The 13,531-nt window shown below is 60.0% G+C and carries 17 protein-coding genes and 1 pseudogene; 14 read left to right on the forward strand and 4 right to left on the reverse strand.

The genetic code is table 11. The features are described 5' to 3' along the window. Nucleotides 1–642: an orotate phosphoribosyltransferase gene (gene pyrE, locus H8S56_RS15110; RefSeq protein ID WP_073170539.1), complete on the reverse strand. Its 642-nt coding sequence runs from the start codon at nt 640–642 to the stop codon at nt 1–3. 81 nt (nt 643–723) lie between these two features. Here pyrE and H8S56_RS15115 point away from each other — a divergent pair, with 81 nt between their 5' ends. Then, nucleotides 724–1,503, forward strand: a complete 780-nt coding sequence (locus H8S56_RS15115; RefSeq protein WP_024687405.1) for an exodeoxyribonuclease III — start codon at nt 724–726, stop codon at nt 1,501–1,503. A 69-nt stretch (nt 1,504–1,572) separates the two neighbouring features. On the opposite strand, the gene H8S56_RS15120 is transcribed toward H8S56_RS15115, so the two are convergent. Then, on the reverse strand, nt 1,573–1,941 hold the full coding sequence (locus tag H8S56_RS15120) for a DUF4870 domain-containing protein (protein ID WP_024687404.1): 369 nt from the start codon (nt 1,939–1,941) through the stop codon (nt 1,573–1,575). Nucleotides 1,942–1,958: 17 nt separating this feature from the next. Continuing rightward, nucleotides 1,959–2,681: a ribonuclease PH gene (gene rph / locus H8S56_RS15125; protein WP_003313989.1), complete on the reverse strand. Its 723-nt coding sequence runs from the start codon at nt 2,679–2,681 to the stop codon at nt 1,959–1,961. Nucleotides 2,682–2,987: 306 nt separating this feature from the next. Between rph and H8S56_RS15130 the strand changes: the two genes are divergently transcribed. The 8 genes from H8S56_RS15130 to H8S56_RS15165 all read left to right on the forward strand — a co-directional run bounded on the left by H8S56_RS15130 (nt 2,988) and on the right by H8S56_RS15165 (nt 9,254). Further along, on the forward strand, nt 2,988–3,851 hold the full coding sequence (locus tag H8S56_RS15130) for a YicC/YloC family endoribonuclease (RefSeq protein WP_187519080.1): 864 nt from the start codon (nt 2,988–2,990) through the stop codon (nt 3,849–3,851). 13 nt (nt 3,852–3,864) lie between these two features. Beyond that, nucleotides 3,865–4,485 carry a guanylate kinase gene (gmk, locus tag H8S56_RS15135; protein ID WP_024687402.1) on the forward strand — a complete coding sequence of 207 codons (621 nt, stop codon included), beginning with the start codon at nt 3,865–3,867 and terminating at the stop codon, nt 4,483–4,485. Nucleotides 4,486–4,632: 147 nt separating this feature from the next. Further along, nucleotides 4,633–4,896 (forward strand): DNA-directed RNA polymerase subunit omega, encoded by a 264-nt coding sequence (gene rpoZ, locus H8S56_RS15140; protein WP_004887180.1) that lies wholly within the window; start codon nt 4,633–4,635, stop codon nt 4,894–4,896. A 60-nt stretch (nt 4,897–4,956) separates the two neighbouring features. Next, nucleotides 4,957–7,062, forward strand: a complete 2,106-nt coding sequence (gene spoT, locus H8S56_RS15145; protein WP_187519081.1) for a bifunctional GTP diphosphokinase/guanosine-3',5'-bis pyrophosphate 3'-pyrophosphohydrolase — start codon at nt 4,957–4,959, stop codon at nt 7,060–7,062. A 24-nt stretch (nt 7,063–7,086) separates the two neighbouring features. Then, nucleotides 7,087–7,467, forward strand: coding sequence for a RidA family protein (locus H8S56_RS15150; protein WP_024687400.1), 381 nt, complete (start codon nt 7,087–7,089; stop codon nt 7,465–7,467). Nucleotides 7,468–7,520: 53 nt separating this feature from the next. Then, nucleotides 7,521–8,258, forward strand: coding sequence for a hypothetical protein (locus H8S56_RS15155; RefSeq protein WP_024687399.1), 738 nt, complete (start codon nt 7,521–7,523; stop codon nt 8,256–8,258). Nucleotides 8,259–8,397: 139 nt separating this feature from the next. After that, complete coding sequence (locus H8S56_RS15160) at nt 8,398–8,832, forward strand: YeeE/YedE family protein (protein WP_024687398.1); 435 nt, start codon at nt 8,398–8,400, stop codon at nt 8,830–8,832. Between the two features lie 2 nt (nt 8,833–8,834). Continuing rightward, on the forward strand, nt 8,835–9,254 hold the full coding sequence (locus H8S56_RS15165) for a YeeE/YedE family protein (RefSeq protein WP_187519082.1): 420 nt from the start codon (nt 8,835–8,837) through the stop codon (nt 9,252–9,254). A gap of 26 nt (nt 9,255–9,280) precedes the next feature. On the opposite strand, the gene H8S56_RS15170 is transcribed toward H8S56_RS15165, so the two are convergent. Then, entirely contained in the window at nt 9,281–10,129 is an 849-nt protein-coding gene (locus H8S56_RS15170; RefSeq protein WP_187519083.1) for an SDR family oxidoreductase, read from the reverse strand. A gap of 211 nt (nt 10,130–10,340) precedes the next feature. Between H8S56_RS15170 and H8S56_RS24915 the strand changes: the two are divergent. The 5 genes and pseudogenes from H8S56_RS24915 to H8S56_RS15190 form a co-directional block, all read left to right on the forward strand. Continuing rightward, nucleotides 10,341–10,473, forward strand: a pseudogene (locus tag H8S56_RS24915) (tonB-system energizer ExbB); the annotation flags it as partial. Nucleotides 10,474–10,625: 152 nt separating this feature from the next. Further along, nucleotides 10,626–11,333, forward strand: a complete 708-nt coding sequence (exbB, locus tag H8S56_RS15175) for a tonB-system energizer ExbB (RefSeq protein ID WP_408003819.1) — start codon at nt 10,626–10,628, stop codon at nt 11,331–11,333. Between the two features lie 3 nt (nt 11,334–11,336). Then, the gene (gene exbD / locus H8S56_RS15180) at nt 11,337–11,762 is read left to right on the forward strand and encodes a TonB system transport protein ExbD (RefSeq protein ID WP_024687394.1); all 426 of its coding nucleotides are present in this window, start codon (nt 11,337–11,339) and stop codon (nt 11,760–11,762) included. Beyond that, entirely contained in the window at nt 11,759–12,511 is a 753-nt protein-coding gene (locus H8S56_RS15185) for an energy transducer TonB (protein WP_024687393.1), read from the forward strand. The genes exbD and H8S56_RS15185 overlap by 4 nt, the downstream gene beginning before the upstream one ends. Before the next feature lie 92 nt (nt 12,512–12,603). Further along, nucleotides 12,604–13,527, forward strand: coding sequence for a hydrogen peroxide-inducible genes activator (locus H8S56_RS15190; protein ID WP_187519085.1), 924 nt, complete (start codon nt 12,604–12,606; stop codon nt 13,525–13,527). Nucleotides 13,528–13,531 lie beyond the last annotated feature (4 nt).

Consider the following 13,531-nt stretch of genomic DNA (forward strand, 5'->3'; position numbering starts at 1 on the left):
CTAGATCCCGTACTGTGCGCGGTAAGCCTCGACAGCAGGCAAATGCTGCTTGAGCTGCGGATCGTCGGCGAGGAATTCCAGCACCTGGTTCAGCGACACGATGCTCACCACCGGAATGCCGAAGTCGCGCTCCACTTCCTGAATGGCCGACAATTCGCCGTTGCCACGCTCCTGACGGTTGAGTGCGATCAGCACACCGGCTGCCTTGGCGTCCTGCGCAGCGATGATCTGCATCACTTCACGAATGGCAGTACCCGCAGTGATCACGTCATCAATGATCAGCACATCACCGGCCAGCGGTGCGCCGACCAGGCTACCACCCTCACCATGCGCCTTGGCTTCCTTGCGGTTGAAGCACCAGGGCAGGTCGCGGTCGTGATGCTCGGCCAACGCCACGGCGGTCGCGGCCGCCAGAGGAATGCCTTTGTACGCAGGCCCGAACAGAACATCAAAGGCAATGCCGCTCTCGACCACGGCTGCCGCATAGAAGCGACCGAGCTGAGCCAGAGCAGAACCGCTGTTGAACAGACCGGCATTGAAGAAGTACGGACTGGTGCGTCCGGACTTGAGAGTGAACTCACCGAAGCGCAGTACACCGCGATCGATGGCAAAACGAATGAAATCGCGTTGATACGCTTGCATGAAAAAAGCCCTGAAAGCACGGATTTAGCTAATTGGGTAGACCTCGGGTATCATACACGCACGTGATTTTTGGGGCCATTTATGCGGATCATCAGTGTGAACGTAAATGGCATTCAGGCTGCGGTCGAGCGTGGGTTGCTCAGCTGGCTGCAAGCTCAGAATGCCGACGTCATCTGCTTACAGGACACCCGCGCCTCCACCTTTGAACTGGATGATCCAGCCTTTCAGCTGGATGGCTACTTCCTCTATGCCTGCGAAGCCGAAGTCCCCGCTCAGGGTGGCGTGGCGCTTTATTCGCGGTTGCAACCGAAGGCGGTGATCAGCGGCCTCGGCTTCGAGACAGCCGACCGCTACGGGCGTTACCTGCAAGCCGATTTCGACAAAGTCAGTATTGCGACCCTGCTCTTCCCTTCCGGGATGAACGGGGACGAAGACTTGAATCAGAAATTCAAGCTCATGGACGATTTCGGCAAATACATGGACAAGCAGCGCCGCAAGCGTCGCGAGTACATTTACTGCGGCTCGCTCTATGTGGCGCAGCAGAAACTCGATATCAAGAACTGGCGTGACAGCCAGCAATCTCCTGGCTTCCTGGCGCCCGAGCGTGCCTGGATGGACGAGATTGTCGGCACCATGGGTTATGTCGATGCCCTGCGTGAAGTCAGTCGCGAAGGTGATCAGTACAGCTGGTGGCCGGACAGCGAGCAGGCCGAGATGCTGAATCTGGGCTGGCGCTTCGACTACCAGATCCTGACGCCAGGTCTGCGCCGCTTCGTGCGCAGCGCCCGTCTGCCCCGCCAGCCGCGCTTCTCGCAGCACGCGCCGCTGATCGTGGATTACGACTGGACCCTGACGATCTGATCGTCAGGCGGCACCCGAACACGAAAAAGCCGACTTGAAGTCGGCTTTTTGCGTTGCTCGCGACCGCGCTTACTTCAACAGGCGCCAGGTGAACGGGTAGCGATAGTCCACCCCTTCGTTGGCCTTGACACCTGCGATGATGGTCAGCACCAACGCGCCGATCCCGACCAGCATCAGCAGCGCAAAGCCGATGACTACGACCATCAGCAGCATGCTGACCGTGGCCGCAATCGCGACGGTGATCTGAAAGTTCAGTGCTTCCTTGCCTTGCGCATCGATAAACGGATCCGCCTCTTTCTTCACCTGCCAGAGAATCAGAGGCCCCAGCAGGTTTCCGAACGGAAAGATCAGGCCGAAAAACGCAGACAAGTGACAGAACATCGCCCATTGACGGGCGCTTTGAGCCGGTTTCTGCGGCGATAGCTGGCTGTCACTCATGGTCACGCTCCTGGTTATCAGTCGGCCAATGCGGCGCGCTGCAATTCGAACAATTCAGTCATGCCCTTCTGTGCCAGCGCCAGCATCGCGTTCAGCTCTTCAGGCTGGAACGGCGCGCCTTCTGCGGTGCCCTGCACCTCGATGAAACCGCCTGCGCTGGTCATGACCACGTTCAGGTCGGTCTCGGCAGCGGAATCTTCCAGGTAGTCCAGGTCGAGCACAGGCTCGCCCTGATACATGCCGACCGACACCGCAGCAATCATCTGCTTGAGCGGGTCGCCGCCTTTCAGGCCGCCACGCTTCTTGATCACTTTCAAGGCGTCAGCCAAGGCAACCATGGCACCGGTGATGGAGGCAGTGCGCGTGCCGCCGTCAGCCTGGATGACATCGCAATCGACATACAGCGTGACGTCGCCCAGCTTGGACATGTCCAGCGCAGCACGCAGCGAACGGCCGATCAGACGCTGGATTTCCAGGGTACGACCACCCTGCTTGCCACGGCTGGCTTCACGCTGGTTACGCTCGCCGGTCGCACGCGGCAGCATGCCGTACTCGGCAGTCAACCAACCCTGCCCCTGACCTTTGAGAAAGCGCGGCACGCCGTTTTCGACGCTGACGGTGCAGATCACCTTGGTGTCACCGAACTCGACCAGCACAGAACCCTCGGCGTGTTTGGTGTAGTTGCGGGTGATGCGGATCGAGCGGAGCTGATCGGCGGCGCGACCACTTGGACGTTTCATCTGGGATACCTGTACTGAGACGGAAAACTGCCGAGCATTATAGAGGCCATCGTCCGGGCTGGGCATCTCTAAAAGTCAGGCCCGTATTTTTTTCGGGTGCTCAGGGCTCTGGATCGGGACTTTGCGGCCTGGCATGCGGCTGCAAAAAACACCTCGCATCGTTTGTCATACTCTCGGATTGGGAGCCTGCGCCGCACTGCGCTACAATCCTGCGCCTTTGCAGCCTGTCGGCTTTCATGACATCCATTGCAACGGTCCGCCCCTCGCGCGGGCTCAACTGCCTGGACTGAATCTAGAGGTATTCCCATGGTGCACAGCATGACTGCCTTTGCCCGAGTCGAACGGGCCGGTGCCCAGGGCACACTGAGCTGGGAACTGCGCTCGGTCAATCATCGCTACCTTGAGCCGCACCTGCGTCTGCCGGAATCATTCCGCGATCTGGAAGGCGCAATACGTGAAGCTCTGCGTCAGGGCCTGTCGCGCGGCAAGGTCGAATGCACCCTGCGTTTCGTGGAAGAAACCGCAGGCAAGCCCCTGCAGGTGGATCGCGAGCGTGCCAGCCAGTTAATCGCTGCGGCCGAATCCGTCGCCAGCCTGATCCAGCAGCCGGCCCCGCTGAACCCTCTTGAGGTGCTGGCCTGGCCGGGCGTGCTGGTGGCCGACGCCAATGACCCGCAGGTGCTGAACAGCGAAGCCCTGACATTGTTCAACGAGGCGCTGACCGAATTGAAGAATGGCCGTGGACGCGAGGGAGCCGACCTGGCGAAACTTCTCGACGAGCGGTTGAGCGCCATCACTGAAGAAGTCGCCACCCTGCGTACGCTTGTGCCCCAGATGCTGGCCACTCAGCGCCAGAAAGTGCTGGATCGCTTCGCAGACATGAAGGCCGAGCTGGATCCGCAGCGCCTGGAGCAGGAGATGGTCCTGCTGGCGCAAAAAAGCGACGTGGCCGAAGAACTGGATCGCCTGAGCACCCACGTCACCGAAGTGCGGCGCGTGCTCAAGACCGGCGGTCAGGCGGGTCGCCGTCTGGACTTCCTGATGCAAGAGCTCAACCGCGAAGCGAACACCCTGGGCTCCAAGGCCTTCGACCCACGCAGCACACAGGCTGCCGTCAACCTCAAAGTGTTGATCGAGCAGATGCGTGAACAAGTGCAGAATATTGAGTAAGGCTGAACCTGACATGACCCATAAATCCGGCACCCTGTACATCATTTCCGCGCCGTCCGGCGCGGGCAAGACCAGCCTGGTCAATGCCCTGACCGAGGCTGAACCGCAGATCCGCGTTTCGGTGTCGCACACCACCCGCGCCATGCGTCCCGGCGAAGAAAACGGCGTGAACTACCACTTCGTCGACCGCGCCGAATTCGTACGCATGATCGACCACGGCGATTTTCTGGAGCAGGCCGAAGTCTTCGGCAACCTGTATGGCACGTCTCAAAGCCACCTGCAGCAGACACTGGATGAAGGCCATGACCTGATTCTGGAAATCGACTGGCAGGGCGCGCAACAGGTTCGCGAGCAGATGCCGCACGCCCGCTCGATCTTCATTCTGCCGCCCTCCCAGCAGGCATTGCGTCAGCGTCTGACCAACCGTGGCCAGGACAGCAACGAAATCATCGAAACCCGAATGCGCGAAGCGGTCAGCGAAATGAGCCATTACGTCGAATACGAGTACATCGTGGTCAACGATAATTTCGACAGCGCACTGGCCGACCTGAAAGCCATTTTCCGCGCCAACCGCCTGACCCAGCAGCATCAGCAGGAACAATACAGCGAGCTTTTTCAGCAATTGCTGGCTTGATCGGACTGTTTCAACGCGGCAGACTGCAGGTCAAAAGCACATCGCCTGTGGCCTGCCGCTTGCTGCTTACAGCACTCCGCTTGTAAACTACCGAGTCCGCTCGCCCATCCGGGCATCGCGCATACGCATTTGCTACGAGGAATACCCATGGCCCGCGTGACCGTTGAAGACTGCCTAGAACACGTCGATAACCGCTTCGAGCTGGTCATGCTCGCTACCAAGCGTTCGCGTCAACTCGCCACCGGCGGCAAAGAGCCGAAGCTGGCGTGGGAAAACGACAAGCCTACCGTTGTGGCCCTGCGTGAAATCGCTGCTGGCCTGATGGACTACGCCGTTATCGCAGAAGCCGAAATCGTTGAAGATGAACCATTGTTCGCAGCGTTCGAGGACGAGTCCAACGAGGCCGTCTAAGCCTATGCCGGGTCGACGCAGTACGGCGCAGGGTAAAAGCCATCGGCAGGGGGTAGCGCCTTGCCGAGCATAGACGCCCTCGCCGATAGACTGTCGGCCTATCTCGGCAAAGATCAGGTCAATCTGGTCCGCCGAGCGTACTACTACGCCGAACAAGCCCACGACGGCCAGCGCCGTCGCAGCGGCGAAGCCTACGTCACGCATCCCCTTGCAGTGGCGAACATCCTTGCCGACATGCACATGGATCATCAAAGCCTGATGGCTGCGATGCTGCATGACGTGATCGAAGATACCGGCATTGCCAAGGAAGCGCTCAGCGCGCAATTTGGCGAAACCGTGGCCGAACTGGTCGACGGGGTCAGCAAACTGACCCAGATGAACTTCGAGACCAAGGCCGAAGCACAGGCGGAAAACTTCCAGAAGATGGCCATGGCCATGGCGCGCGACATTCGCGTGATTCTGGTCAAGCTCGCCGACCGCCTGCACAACATGCGCACACTGGAAGTCCTGTCCGGTGAAAAGCGTCGCCGCATCGCCAAGGAAACCCTCGAGATCTACGCACCCATCGCCAACCGCCTGGGCATGCACAGTGTGCGTATCGAATTCGAGGACCTGGGCTTCAAGGCCATGTACCCGATGCGTTCCTCGCGGATCAACCAGGCCGTCAAGCGCGCCCGGGGCAATCGCAAGGAACTGGTCAACAAGATCGAAGAATCACTGAGCCATTGCCTTGCCGTTGACGGCATCGAAGGTGATGTCAGTGGTCGGCAGAAGCACCTCTACGGCATCTACAAGAAGATGCGCGGCAAGCGTCGCGCCTTCAACGAGATCATGGACGTCTACGCGTTCCGTATCATCGTGGACAAGGTCGACACCTGCTACCGCGTACTGGGCGCTGTTCATAATCTGTACAAACCGCTGCCGGGTCGCTTCAAGGATTACATCGCGATCCCCAAGGCGAACGGCTATCAGTCGCTGCACACCACGTTGTTTGGCATGCACGGCGTGCCCATCGAAATCCAGATCCGCACCCGCGAGATGGAAGAAATGGCCAACAACGGGATCGCTGCGCACTGGCTCTACAAGTCCAGCGATGACGAGCAACCCAAGGGCACGCATGCCCGCGCCCGCCAGTGGGTCAAGGGCGTTCTGGAAATGCAGCAGCGTGCCGGCAACTCGCTGGAGTTCATCGAGAGCGTCAAGATCGACCTGTTTCCGGACGAGGTCTATGTCTTCACGCCCAAGGGCCGGATCATGGAGCTGCCAAAAGGCTCCACGGCGGTGGACTTCGCCTATGCGGTGCACACCGACGTCGGCAACAGCTGCATTGCCTGCCGGATCAACCGCCGACTGGCACCGCTGTCCGAGCCACTGCAGAGCGGCTCGACGGTTGAAATCGTCAGCGCACCCGGCGCACGTCCAAACCCTGCATGGCTGAACTTCGTCGTGACCGGCAAGGCGCGCACACATATTCGTCATGCACTGAAGCTGCAACGTCGCTCAGAGTCCATCAGCCTGGGCGAGCGCCTGCTGAACAAAGTGCTTAACGGCTTCGAAAGCAGCCTGGACAAAATCCCGGCAGAGCGCATTCAGCTGGCGCTGAACGAATACCGCGTCGAAGTGCTGGAAGACCTGCTCGAAGACATCGGCCTGGGCAACCGCATGGCCTACGTGGTAGCCCGCCGCCTGCTTGGCGAAGGTGATCAGTTGCCAAGCCCGGAAGGTCCGCTGGCGATTCGCGGCACCGAGGGCCTGGTCCTTAGCTACGCCAAGTGCTGCACGCCGATACCGGGTGATCCGATTGTGGGCCACCTGTCTGCGGGCAAGGGCATGGTCGTGCACCTGGACAACTGCCGCAATATCAGCGAAATCCGTCATAACCCGGAAAAATGCATCCAGCTCTCGTGGGCCAAGGATGTGACAGGCGAATTCAATGTCGAACTGCGCGTCGAGCTGGAGCACCAGCGCGGCCTGATCGCCCTGCTGGCCAGCAGCGTGAACGCCGCCGACGGCAACATCGAAAAAATCAGCATGGACGAACGCGATGGTCGCATCAGCGTGGTCCAGCTTGTGGTCAGCGTGCACGACCGTGTGCACCTGGCCCGCGTGATCAAGAAACTACGCGCACTGACCGGGGTCACACGCATCACCCGTATGCGCTCGTAGACCATCCACTTTCAGGAGTTCTTCATGACCAAGACTGTCATCACCAGCGACAAGGCCCCAGCGGCCATCGGCACTTACTCTCAGGCGATCAAAGCTGGCAATACCGTCTACATGTCCGGGCAGATCCCTCTTGATCCGAAAACCATGGAACTGGTCGACGGCATCGAAGCCCAGATCACCCAGGTCTTCGAGAACCTGAAGTCCGTTGCCGAAGCGGCAGGCGGTTCGTTCAAGGACATCGTCAAGCTGAACATCTTCCTGACCGACCTGGGCCATTTCGCTAAGGTCAACGAGATCATGGGCACCTACTTCGCACAGCCTTACCCGGCACGCGCAGCCATCGGCGTTGCCGCACTGCCGCGTGGCGCGCAGGTCGAGATGGACGCGATTCTCGTCATCGAATAAATCCCCAGCGCAGCGTTGCTACGCTGCGCTCTCCCTGAAGGAAGGAATCTGTTATGCGCTCCGCGCTCGCCATTTCGCTGCTGGCCGTCATTCTCGGTGGCTGCGCCAGTCACGCCGACCGCAACCCGGACGGCACCTGGATCAACCAGACCGCCATCGACGCGGCAGTCAAGCAGGGCAACCTGCGTCAGGCGCTGCTCGCCAACGGCCCGAATCTGGAGTGGCAAATCAACTCCAAGGCCAACCAGGCGGTCTACTCCAATGGCTTCGAGCTGGGTGAAGGCAAGATCGTCAGCGCCGCCGAGGGCAAGCTGCACATCGACTTCTACGGCAATTTCTTCGAAGACCTGAGCGTCAAGGGTGACGAACTGGTTCAGGCGGCCAGCGAGTCAGGCCCTGAGCAGCACTTCGAAAAGCCGAAAAATTCCGTACCTGACGGCGCCCAGCCGGGCAGCAGCTTTGAAAAAGCGCTGTATGCAGCTTACATGGGCGGCAAATGGACCATCGTTGAAGGCGACGGCCAAGGCAGCACGGTGCAGTTCATGCCGGACGGCAGCGTGCAGGGTCTTCCCGAAAATGATCGTTTCGCGCTGTGTCTCGCTGGCGATTGCGCAGCCATGAGCGGTGAATACGACAGCATGTGGCTGGAGAAGGCCGAGCAAGGCAATCCGTGGATCTTCGCTCGCAAAGGCAAGCAACTGGAGATCTTCCAGGCCGTGAACAATGCCGGTGCCGACCAGATGCCTGAACTGCGTCCGGGCACTCGCCGCTGGTTGCTCGAGCAACAGTAAGCGTGGGTTCGTAAAGCCCGATCAACAAAGAGCGTCCTTCATGGGCGCTTTTTTGTGCAATGGTTTCAGCACTCATCTACCAACAACTGAGCAGCCTGCCTCGGCTGCCATCCGATCATCCTGCTGCCAGGTGTGAGACATGATAAGCCTTTCAAGCCACTTCACCCCCTGGACGTCGCTGGCCGGAGGCTTGCTGATCGGCCTTGCAGCCAGCCTGTTCATCTTGCTCAACGGCAGAATTACCGGCATCAGCGGATTGCTCGGCAGCGTTCTGTCAGGCACGGGCGAAGGGCGTGGCGAAAAACTGCTTTTCCTCACCGGTCTGCTGGCCTCGCCACTGATCTGGTCACTGGGCTCAAGGCTGCCTGAGGCTTCGTTCAATACCGGTGTCTACACCCTGCTGATTGCGGGGCTGATGGTCGGGATCGGTACTCGCTATGGTGCCGGATGTACCAGTGGACATGGCATATGCGGACTGTCACGGCTGTCGCCACGATCCATCGTTGCCGTCTGCTGTTTCATGGGCAGCGGCTTCGCCTGCGTTTATCTGATTCGTCACGTGGCCGGGGTGTAAGCATGCGTAAACTGACTGCACTGATCGCCGGGCTGCTCTTCGGTCTGGGGCTTTACCTAAGCGGCATGACCAACCCTGCAAAGGTGCTCGCGTTTCTGGACATTGCAGGCGACTGGGATCCCTCACTGGCCCTTGTCATGGCCGGAGCGCTCGTGCCGAGCAGCGTCGCATTTTTCGTTGCAAAGCGCCGCCGCACGTCGCTGCTTGGCGCACCGATGCAGATTCCGACCCTTAAAGTCATCGACCGCCGGCTCGTTCTTGGCAGCCTGTTGTTTGGCGCTGGCTGGGCCTTGGCAGGCCTTTGCCCCGGCCCGGCAGTAGCGCTGCTCCTGAGCGGCAACTGGCAGCCCATCGCGTTCACGCTCGCGATGGTGGTCGGCATGCTGATCCACGCCCGGTTCGAATCGCGCAAAGCGATGTGAATGGCTAACCGGGCCTTGATCAATGCTTAGCCGAGCAAGGCGGCGTAACCCGCTTTATAGTCGGGGTACATCGGCGTCCAGCCCAGGGCCCTTGCTCGCGCATTGCTGCAACGCTTGCTGCCGACTCGCTGCACGCTGACCTCGTCAGACCATTCGGTAACGCCCAGATACTCACGTATCCACGACACCACATCGGCCAGTGCAGCAGGGTCGTCGTCCACGCCCAGATAACAATCATCCAGCGCCACGCCCTGATCATCGGCCTGAAGCAGATGCGCCAGCAGGCCAGCGGCATCGTCGGCATGAATGCGATTGGCGTAAACCGGTGGGTCGATCCTGACACTGTGACCCTGACGCACGCGATTGGACAGATCGGCGCGGCCCGGTCCATAGATGCCGGTCAGCCTTACCGCAGTCGCAGGCAGGCCACTGTTGAGGGCCAGTTGCTCGGCCTCAAGCATCACCGTCCCGGAAAAGCCTGCGGGTTCAGTGGCGGACGTTTCGTCGACCCATTCGCCCTGTTGCTGTCCGTAAACGCCGCTGCTGGACACAAAAAAGAGACGCTTAGGCCGCTGACCCTGAGTCGACAGCCAGCTCAGCACGTGGCGCAGCCCATCGACATAGGCCTTGCGATAACCGGCTTCGTCACGCTGCGAAGGCGTCGCGCAATAGACCACGTAATCCAGCGTCGACGAGGGCCAGGCAGCAGGCTTTTGGGCATCGAACAGGTCGCCTTCGACGGGAACGATGCCAGGCGCAAGCCCGGAAACCGTGCGCCTTAGCCCGTAGACCGTCCAGTCATGAGCGAGCAGCCGGGCGGCCAGACGGGAGCCGATGTCGCCACAGCCAGCGATCAAAACGGAAGGGACAGGCATTTCATATCTCCAGAATACGGTGGTGGGGCACGTTACAAAGTCATCAAAAAGCGCCGGATGTTCAAGCCAATATGTAAAAAAGTTACTGTATTACTTTTGTTAACAAGAACGATTTGCAATAATGGCCACCCATTTGTTCCCCATCGAACGCCGATTGCAACGCACGGCGACTGGAACAACCCCCCATTTTCCACTTCCAGGCCAGGCCAGCATGACACGTATTCACTCAATCGCTTCGCCAACCAAGCTATTCAGCCTGCCTCGCGCATGGCGAGGTATCGCTGCTCTTGTCTTGAGCCTGATGTTCGCGCCCTTTGCGCTGGCTGATCAATCGGCCCCTACACAGCTGCCTGACGCACAGTCGATCGAGACGCTCACTGACCAGCAGTTTCAGGAAAAAATAGCTCAGTTCCCACCGGAACTTCGTGCTTCATTAGAGTCCCTGCGCGCGCAATCCCAAGAGACAGAACCCGCCGCCGAAGGCAACAGCCTGGGCATGTCCCACGACCTGTCGCCGTGGGGTATGTACCAGAACGCTGACGTGGTCGTGAAGGCGGTCATGATCGGTCTGGCGATTGCTTCGATCATCACGTGGACCATCTGGATTGCCAAGGGCTTCGAGCTGCTGGGCGCCAAGCGTCGTCTGCGCACCGAAATCGCCAACCTGAAAAAGGCCCGCACCCTGTCCGAGGCCAGCCAGACCGCCGCACAAGAAGGCACACTGGCAAATCTGCTGGTACACGACGCCATGGAAGAGATGCACCTGTCGACCAACAGCCGCGAGCGCGAGGGCATCAAGGAGCGCGTCAGCTTCCGCCTGGAGCGTCTGGTCGCCGCCTGTGGCCGTAACATGAGCTCCGGCACCGGCGTGCTGGCGACCATCGGTTCCACCGCCCCGTTCGTGGGGCTGTTCGGTACGGTGTGGGGCATCATGAACAGCTTCATCGGCATCGCCAAGACACAGACCACCAACCTCGCCGTCGTCGCACCGGGTATCGCCGAAGCCTTGCTGGCCACCGCGCTGGGCCTGGTTGCCGCGATTCCTGCCGTAGTGATCTACAACGTCTTCGCCCGCTCCATCGCCGGTTACAAGGCACAGGTGGCCGACGCATCGGCTCAGGTCCTGCTGCTGGTCAGCCGTGATCTGGATCACCAGCCAGCCGCTGAGCGCAGTCAATCGCCGCACATGGTCAAGGTGGGCTGAACCTTGGGCATGCATCTGAAAGAAGGCGACGACGATCTCGCCGAAAACCACGAAATCAACGTCACGCCGTTCATTGACGTCATGTTGGTGCTGTTGATCATCTTCATGGTGGCCGCCCCGCTGGCCACTGTGGACATCAAGGTCGACCTGCCGGCGTCCACCGCCAAACCGCAGCCCAGGCCCGAGAAGCCGATTTTTCTCAGCGTCAAGACAGACAAGAGCCTGTACCTGGGTGAAGAGAAGGTCGCACGCGAGCAGATCGGTCAGGTGCTGGACGTCCGAACCAAGGGCAAGAAAGACACCACGATCTTCTTCCAGGCCGACAAGGGCGTAGATTACGGCGATCTGATGGAGGTCATGAACACGCTTCGGGGCGCGGGTTACCTGAAAGTCGGTCTGGTAGGCCTTGAGACGGTTGGTAAGAAATGATCACTACGCGCCAAAAACTGACGCGCTATAGCGGTAGTCTGTTGTTGGTGCTGGCTGTCCATGCGATCGCGATCATTATCGCCCTTCGCTGGCCGGCCTCTCAGGCCATCGAGCTGCCGCCGGCAGCCATGATGGTCGAGCTGGCACCGTTGCCGGAACCCGCACCGCCGCCACCGCCGCAGGTCGCGCTGCCACCTCAGCCGCCAGCACCCGAAGAGCAGGTGCCGATGCCGGAGGTCGCGGAAGCGCCGAAGCCGGAAATCGTCGTGCCCAAAAAGGTGGAAAAGCCCAAGCCCAAACCGCAGCCCCCCAAGCCGCAGAAGAAGCCTGAGCCACCGAAGCCTGAGGAAAAACCCGCCGAAGAAAAACCGGTGGATACGCCTCCGAGCACGGCCAAACCCGAAAAATCGGCCGCACCGACACCCGTCGCGACGCCGACACCGCCGAGCACCGCATTGCCCACCTGGCAGGGTCTCTTGCTGCAGCACTTGAGCCGATACAAGAAGTACCCCGAGGATGCTCGCCGTCGCGGTATGCAGGGGGTTGCTCGTCTGCGCTTCGTTGTGGATGCACAGGGCAACGTCACGTCCTACGAGATTGCCAGCAGTTCCGGAAGCCCGGCACTGGACCGTGCGACCATGGAGATGATCCGTCGCGCGCAACCGCTGCCCAAGCCGCCCGGGGAAATTCTCAACAACGGCACCATCGAAATCCTCGCACCGTTCGTTTATTCCCTGGATAAACGCTGAATCACACTTTTGTTACTCAAGAGTGCTTCTGATAACGTGCGTCTATCGATTGCACCCGCTATGCTGGGGCCGCAACTTCATGGACGCACGTTATGACCCTTACAGAATTGCGCTACATCGTTACGCTTGCCCAGGAGCAGCATTTTGGCCATGCCGCCGAACGCTGCCACGTCAGCCAGCCTACGCTGTCAGTGGGTGTCAAAAAACTCGAAGACGAACTGGGTGTGCTGATCTTCGAGCGCAGCAAGAGCGCCGTGCGCCTGACACCCGTTGGTGAAGGCATCGTTGCCCAGGCGCAAAAGGTGCTTGAGCAGGCGCAAGGCATCCGCGAACTGGCTCAGGCCGGCAAGAACCAGCTGACTGCGCCGCTGAAAGTAGGCGCCATCTATACCGTCGGCCCCTACCTGTTTCCGCACCTGATCCCGCAACTGCATCGGGTCGCCCCGCAAATGCCGTTGTACATCGAGGAAAACTTCACTCACGTGCTGCGCGACAAGCTGCGTAACGGTGAGCTGGATGCGGTCATCATCGCGCTGCCCTTCAATGAAGCCGATGTGTTGACCCTGCCGCTGTACGACGAGCCGTTCTCGGTCCTGATGCCTGCTGACCATCCGTGGACGCAGAAGACCACCATCGACGCTTCCGCCCTCAATGACAAAAGTCTGCTGTTGCTGGGTGAAGGCCATTGTTTTCGCGATCAGGTGCTCGAAGCCTGTCCTACACTGACCAAAGGCAGCGAGGGTGCCAGGCACACCACCGTGGAATCCAGCTCGCTGGAAACCATTCGCCACATGGTTGCGTCAGGCCTGGGGATTTCGATCCTGCCGTTGTCGGCCGTCGACAGCCATCACTATGCACCCGGTGTGATTGAAGTACGTCCGCTGACGCCACCCGTGCCCTTCCGCACCGTCGCTATCGCATGGCGCGCCAGCTTCCCGAGGCCCAAGGCAATCGAGATTCTCGCTGACTCCGTTCGCCTGTGTTCAGTGGCACGTCCCAAATCAGAAGCGAGCTAGGCAG

It is taken from the genome of Pseudomonas triticifolii (assembly GCF_014358015.1).
In the GTDB taxonomy this organism is placed as follows: Bacteria; Pseudomonadota; Gammaproteobacteria; order Pseudomonadales; family Pseudomonadaceae; genus Aquipseudomonas; species Aquipseudomonas triticifolii.

Excerpts from the sequence above, each read along its gene's own strand:
- H8S56_RS15165 (WP_187519082.1), top strand. The coding sequence starts at position 8,835 with ATGCGTAAACTGACTGCACTGATCGCCGGGCTGCTCTTCGGTCTGGGG.
- rpoZ (WP_004887180.1), top strand. The coding sequence starts at position 4,633 with ATGGCCCGCGTGACCGTTGAAGACTGCCTAGAACACGTCGATAACCGC.
- exbB (WP_408003819.1), top strand. The coding sequence starts at position 10,626 with ATGTCCCACGACCTGTCGCCGTGGGGTATGTACCAGAACGCTGACGTG.
- H8S56_RS15155 (WP_024687399.1), top strand. The coding sequence starts at position 7,521 with ATGCGCTCCGCGCTCGCCATTTCGCTGCTGGCCGTCATTCTCGGTGGC.
- rph (WP_003313989.1), bottom strand. The coding sequence starts at position 2,681 with ATGAAACGTCCAAGTGGTCGCGCCGCCGATCAGCTCCGCTCGATCCGC.
- pyrE (WP_073170539.1), bottom strand. The coding sequence starts at position 642 with ATGCAAGCGTATCAACGCGATTTCATTCGTTTTGCCATCGATCGCGGT.
- H8S56_RS15150 (WP_024687400.1), top strand. The coding sequence starts at position 7,087 with ATGACCAAGACTGTCATCACCAGCGACAAGGCCCCAGCGGCCATCGGC.
- H8S56_RS15120 (WP_024687404.1), bottom strand. The coding sequence starts at position 1,941 with ATGAGTGACAGCCAGCTATCGCCGCAGAAACCGGCTCAAAGCGCCCGT.
- H8S56_RS15115 (WP_024687405.1), top strand. The coding sequence starts at position 724 with ATGCGGATCATCAGTGTGAACGTAAATGGCATTCAGGCTGCGGTCGAG.
- H8S56_RS15160 (WP_024687398.1), top strand. The coding sequence starts at position 8,398 with ATGATAAGCCTTTCAAGCCACTTCACCCCCTGGACGTCGCTGGCCGGA.
- H8S56_RS15185 (WP_024687393.1), top strand. The coding sequence starts at position 11,759 with ATGATCACTACGCGCCAAAAACTGACGCGCTATAGCGGTAGTCTGTTG.
- H8S56_RS15130 (WP_187519080.1), top strand. The coding sequence starts at position 2,988 with ATGGTGCACAGCATGACTGCCTTTGCCCGAGTCGAACGGGCCGGTGCC.
- H8S56_RS15190 (WP_187519085.1), top strand. The coding sequence starts at position 12,604 with ATGACCCTTACAGAATTGCGCTACATCGTTACGCTTGCCCAGGAGCAG.
- H8S56_RS15170 (WP_187519083.1), bottom strand. The coding sequence starts at position 10,129 with ATGCCTGTCCCTTCCGTTTTGATCGCTGGCTGTGGCGACATCGGCTCC.
- gmk (WP_024687402.1), top strand. The coding sequence starts at position 3,865 with ATGACCCATAAATCCGGCACCCTGTACATCATTTCCGCGCCGTCCGGC.